This is a genomic window from Aeromonas sp. ANP5, from assembly GCF_963870295.1.
Taxonomy (GTDB): domain Bacteria; phylum Pseudomonadota; class Gammaproteobacteria; order Enterobacterales; family Aeromonadaceae; genus Aeromonas; species Aeromonas veronii.
This window is the reverse complement of the sequence record NZ_CAWMRY010000072.1, coordinates 1-5,042: the sequence shown is the minus strand read 5'-3', so window position 1 is coordinate 5,042 and position 5,042 is coordinate 1. Positions and strand designations below refer to the sequence as shown.

5 protein-coding genes are annotated in these 5,042 nt (G+C 60.1%); 2 read left to right on the top strand and 3 right to left on the bottom strand.

What is annotated here, in order from left to right:
• Window positions 1-35: 35 nt before the first annotated feature.
• The 3 genes from AACT07_RS22195 to AACT07_RS22185 form a co-directional block, all read right to left on the bottom strand.
• Entirely contained in the window at window positions 36-284 is a 249-nt protein-coding gene (locus AACT07_RS22195; RefSeq protein ID WP_005340533.1) for a hypothetical protein, read from the bottom strand.
• A 309-nt stretch (window positions 285-593) separates the two neighbouring features.
• A complete protein-coding gene (locus AACT07_RS22190) occupies window positions 594-1,643 on the bottom strand; it encodes an oxidoreductase (RefSeq protein WP_069530075.1) in 1,050 nt (349 codons plus the stop codon).
• Window positions 1,644-1,778: 135 nt separating this feature from the next.
• The gene (locus AACT07_RS22185) at window positions 1,779-2,942 is read right to left on the bottom strand and encodes a multidrug effflux MFS transporter (protein WP_069530074.1); all 1,164 of its coding nucleotides are present in this window, start codon (window positions 2,940-2,942) and stop codon (window positions 1,779-1,781) included.
• A gap of 238 nt (window positions 2,943-3,180) precedes the next feature.
• On the opposite strand from AACT07_RS22185, the gene rdgB reads away from it, so the two are divergent.
• On the top strand, window positions 3,181-3,777 hold the full coding sequence (gene rdgB / locus AACT07_RS22180; RefSeq protein ID WP_005340539.1) for an RdgB/HAM1 family non-canonical purine NTP pyrophosphatase: 597 nt from the start codon (window positions 3,181-3,183) through the stop codon (window positions 3,775-3,777).
• Between the two features lie 90 nt (window positions 3,778-3,867).
• Window positions 3,868-5,013 carry a radical SAM family heme chaperone HemW gene (gene hemW, locus AACT07_RS22175; protein ID WP_069530073.1) on the top strand — a complete coding sequence of 382 codons (1,146 nt, stop codon included), beginning with the start codon at window positions 3,868-3,870 and terminating at the stop codon, window positions 5,011-5,013.
• The last annotated feature ends 29 nt before the right edge of the window (window positions 5,014-5,042 follow it).

Genomic DNA, 5,042 nt, shown 5'->3' with positions numbered 1-5,042 from the left:
GGCCCATGGGACCCGTCTTCGAATGAGGTGCAGGCTTAGTTGGCCTTGGCATCGCTCACTGCAGCTTCAACCTTGGTAGCGGCTTCGGTAGCAGCTTTTTCTACGGTTGCAGTCGCTTCGGAGGTGGCCTTCTCTACGGTAGAGGTGGCTTCGCTAGCGGCTTTTTCTACAGTGGCAGCAACTTCGGCGGCCGGAGCAGCAGCAGGAGCGGCAGCTTTTTCTTCTTTCTGACCGCAAGCAGTCAACATCAGACCCAGGATACCGGCTACCAGTACTTTGTTCATGTGCATTCCCTCAAAAAAAGATGGAGAGATGGTCTGTGCAACCATCACAGCGCCCACCGTTGCCCGGTATTGAAACAAGAAGCCGGGAGGCAGCAGGCGGGCGCAATATAGCCCCATTAGTTACCGATGAAAACGGATATCACAATGACATTTTTTCGTGCCGTGGATAAAAAGCTCCACTGCAACGACTGATATCAATACAAGATGCCGTTAAATGGCACTAATTGCACAATAAAACACCGCTTTGCTGCCATCTTGTGGCGGTTTAACAAGGTCAAGGTTGGTCAATAGCGGCCGATGACCTGCACCTTAGTCAGACAGCTTCTGACAGGGCAGCCGTTTTTCCTCAAGGTGGCTCTGACGGGCCAGATCCAGCAGCGCCATCACCGCCAGCGCTTCACTTGCTGGCACAGGGTTGCTTCCCTCGCCCTTGATGGCGGCGCAGACACCGCGATAGTAGGCGCCATAATCCCCCACCTCACCCACTACGCTCTGCTGCTGCAGCTGACCATCGACAATGCGGCTGAGCTGACCGGGTTCACTATCCATGCCCCAATCCGCCGCCGGTGGCCGCAAGCCCTGCTTGAGCTGATCTTCCTGCACATCCATACCGAATTTCACGAACGAGCCCTGGCTGCCGTGAATGACAAAGCGCGGCATGGTGGCCGAGACCAGACAGCTGCCATGCAGAATAACCCGCAGAGCACCGTAACCCAGCACCACATGGAAGTAGTCGTCCGCCAGTGCGCCGGGGCGTTGCTCGGCCAGATCGGCCTGCAGCCAGTCCGGCTGGCCGAACAGCTGCAGCGCCTGATCCAGCACGTGAGGGCCGAGATCGAACCAGAGGCCGGAACCCGGGCCACCCGCTTCGCGCCAGCGCTGGCGCACTTCGGGGCGATAGCGATCGAAGTGCGATTCGAACTGGGCGATCTGCCCCAGCGTCCCCTCGGCAATCAAACGGCGCACGGTAAGAAAGTCTCCGTCCCAGCGCCGGTTGTGGAAGATGGTGAGCAGCCGCTGCTGCTTTTCGGCCAGCTCGACCAGTGCTTTCGCCTCTGCCAGATCCAAAGCAAAGGGCTTGTCGATCACCACATGTTTGCCTGCCAGCAGCGCCTGGCGGGCCAGAGGATCGTGGGTGTCGTTGGGGGTGGCGATCACCACCAGATCGACGGTCTCATCGCTCAGTACCTCCTCCAGTGAACCGACCCGGCAGCCGGGCAGATCGGCCTGCACCTTGGCGGCATCGCGGCTCACCACCCAACTGAGGGACAAGCCCGGGGTGGTGGAGAGGAAGGGGGCGTGAAAGGTCTTGCCTGCAAAGCCATAGCCCACCAGGGCTGCGTTGAGAGTGTGGCTCATCGGGAGTTCTCCGCTGACATCGAGTGAGTGGGGTTGCCATCGCAGGCAATCTGCCGGATGGCCATATGCTGTAAAGGCGATACAAATGAGAAGGGGGCCGACGGCCCCCTGAGTGTGCCCATCAGAGCACAGGATTTATTGCAAACACAAGCGGCGACCGCGCCGAGTCATCAGCATCACCAGAGGCGGCAGCAGTAGCCACATATGCAGTGCCAGCTGGCTGAGCGGGTCGTGCATCAGGGCGCCGGTCAGACCAACCAGGGCGCCGGAGCCGCTCATCTGGAACAGGCCGAGCAGGGCGGCGGCGGTACCGGCGCAGTGGCCGAACGGTGCCAGCGCCATCCCGGCGGCCGAGCCCAGAATCATGGCAAAGCCGATGCTGGAGAGGAATACCGGCCCCATCATCGCCAGCGGATGTTCGATGTGCATGGCCAAAGTCAGGATGATAGCCGAGAGCATCAACACCAGCAGGCCGATGCGCAGGGTGCGTCTTGGCCCCACCTTGGCGATAAAGCGCGGCGCCATGAAGCAGGCCAGAATGTTGAGCGCGGCGTTGGCGGTAAACCAGTAGCTAAAGCCGCTCATATCGAGCCCCAGTTTCACCATCAGCTGCACCGGTGCAGCGGTCACATAAGCGAGGATCACCGCCATCGCCAGCATGCACAGCACCGCGTTGAACAGGAAGCTGGGGGAGCGTAGTACCGGGCTGTAGCGCGACCAGCTGATGAGGGCCCCTTCGCTGCGGGTCTCCTCCGGACGGGTCTCCGGCATCCGCCACATCAGCCAGCTGCCGACGATGAGCGCATAACCGGCCATAAACCAGAAGTTGGCAGACCAGCCCGCCTTGGCGGTGAGCCAGCCACCGAGCAGGGGGGCCAGCGCAGGAATAAAGCAGATGGCGCCATTGAGGTAGGAGATCATCTGACCGCTCTTTTTCGGGCCGTAGCTGTCACGCACCACCGAGAAGGCGGCGACCGAGGTGGCGCAGGCGCCGAAGCCCTGCAGCACTCGCGCCAGCATCAATTCGCCGAGGCTGGCGGCAAAACCGGCCCCCAGCGCGCTCAGGCCATAGAGCAGCACGCCGCCCAGCGCGATAGGCTTGCGACCGTAGCGATCGGCCAGCGGGCCAACAAGCAGTTGCCCCAGCCCCATGCTGAACAGGAACCAGGTGATGGTGCCCTGCATCAGGGTTACTTCGGCGCCCAGCTGCTCGGCCATCTGCGGAATGGCGGGCAGGTAGATGTCGATAGCCAGCGGACTGAACAGCACCAGTAGTACGAGTAAAAGTATCAATGGCATCTGTCACCTCTTTAGTCAGCCAGGTTAATGAATTGGGGCGCGAGTCTACTGACTCACAGTAATGAATAGAAATGGTATTTAATCACTTTGGTTATTCCATTATGGAAACATGTATTAAAAAGCTGGTTATTCGATGGCGGCAAATCCCCCGTAACCCCATCACAGCGGGTGTAATTGACGCTTTTACTAAACGCTTGCGCCGCATAGAATGCGCAGATTATTTTTGCGGAGGTGCTCGATGAACAAGCTTGTCCTGGCAACAGGTAACCAGAAAAAGGTGAAGGAATTGGCCGCCATGCTGGCCGATATGAAGATCCAGGTGATCCCACAGAGCGAGTTTGCGGTCTCCGATGCCGATGAGACCGGTACCACCTTCGTCGAGAATGCCATCATCAAGGCCCGCCACGCCGCCCGCATTACCGGTCTGCCCGCCGTGGCCGATGACTCCGGTCTGGAAGTCGACCTGCTGCAAGGGCGCCCCGGCGTTTACTCCGCCCGCTTTGCCGGTGTGGGTGCTGGCGACAAGGCCAACATCGAGAAGCTGCTCGGCGAGCTGCAAGGTGCCCCCGAGTATCTGAAGAGCGCCCGCTTCTGGTGTGTGCTGGTCTATATGCGCCACGCCGACGATCCCACTCCCATCATCTGTCAGGCAAGCTGGGAAGGGATGATCATCGACGAGCCGCGCGGTCAACATGGCTTTGGCTATGACCCGGTATTCTTCGTGCCGGATCACGACTGCACCGCCGCCCAGATGCCAGCCGAGCTGAAGAACCAGCTGAGCCATCGCGGTCAGGCGCTGGCCAAGCTCAAAGCGGCGCTGGCTGCGGCGCACTGAGTCACTTCGCCACCTTGTCGGTTACACACGGTCAATTACACATAGTCATCTACAATGGGGGCCTTGAGCCCCCGTTTTATTGGAAGCCCCATGCTGCAACTGCCGCCGCTCTCTCTCTATATTCATGTGCCCTGGTGCGTCCAGAAGTGCCCTTACTGTGACTTCAACTCCCATGCCCAGAAGGGGGAGTTGCCTCACCTCGAATATGTCGCCGCCCTGCTGGAGGATCTGGATCAGGATCTGAAGTGGGCGCAGGGGCGGCCGCTCTCCTCCATCTTTATCGGCGGCGGCACCCCCAGCCTGCTGACGGTGGAGGCGATGCAAACCCTGCTGGACGGGGTGCGGGCCCGCATTCCGCTCACCGCAGATTGCGAGATCACCATGGAGGCCAACCCGGGCACGGTGGAAGCGGACAAGTTCGCCGGTTTCCAGCGTGCCGGCATCAACCGTATCTCCATCGGGGTGCAGAGCTTCCAGCAGGAGAAGCTGACCCGCCTCGGCCGCATTCACGGCCCGGAAGAGGCGCGCAAGGCCGCCGCACTGGCCCATGCCATCAAGTTGCCTACCTTCAATCTGGATCTGATGCATGGTCTGCCGGATCAGAGTCTGGATGATGCCCTTTACGACCTGCAGCAGGCTATCGACTGCGCACCGCCGCACCTCTCCTGGTATCAGCTCACCATAGAGCCGAACACGGCATTTGCCTCCAAACCGCCCAAACTGCCGGAAGATGACACCCTGTGGGACATCTATGAGCAGGGCCACGCCATGCTCACCGCCAGCGGTTATCGCCAGTACGAGATCTCGGCTTATGCCAAAGAGGGCTACCAGTGCCATCACAACCTCAACTACTGGCGCTTTGGTGACTATCTGGGGATCGGCTGTGGCGCCCATGGCAAGGTGACTGATCTCGCGAACCAACAGATCCTGCGCACCGCCAAGGTGAAGCATCCGAAAGGGTATCTGGACAAGAGTCGCCCCTATCTGGACGAGCAGTGGCAGGTGACGGCAGACGATCTGCCGCTCGAATACTTTATGAACCGCTTCCGCCTGTTTGAACCGGCCCCCAAGGCACAGTTCGAGGCCTATACCGGCTTGCCGCTGGAGCGGGTCGAGACGGTGCTCGCCATCGCACGGAGCAAGGAGCTTATCGAGGAGCTGGGGGAGAGCTGGCAGCTCACCTCCCTCGGCCATCGCTATCTCAACGTGCTGCTCGAACTGTTTATGGATGAGTGAGCGGTGGTTGGCGAACCTTCTTCTATTTG

Coding starts and splice junctions, on each gene's coding strand:
- AACT07_RS22190 (WP_069530075.1), bottom strand. CDS start 1,643: ATGAGCCACACTCTCAACGCAGCCCTGGTGGGCTATGGCTTTGCAGGC.
- AACT07_RS22185 (WP_069530074.1), bottom strand. CDS start 2,942: ATGCCATTGATACTTTTACTCGTACTACTGGTGCTGTTCAGTCCGCTG.
- AACT07_RS22195 (WP_005340533.1), bottom strand. CDS start 284: ATGAACAAAGTACTGGTAGCCGGTATCCTGGGTCTGATGTTGACTGCT.
- rdgB (WP_005340539.1), top strand. CDS start 3,181: ATGAACAAGCTTGTCCTGGCAACAGGTAACCAGAAAAAGGTGAAGGAA.
- hemW (WP_069530073.1), top strand. CDS start 3,868: ATGCTGCAACTGCCGCCGCTCTCTCTCTATATTCATGTGCCCTGGTGC.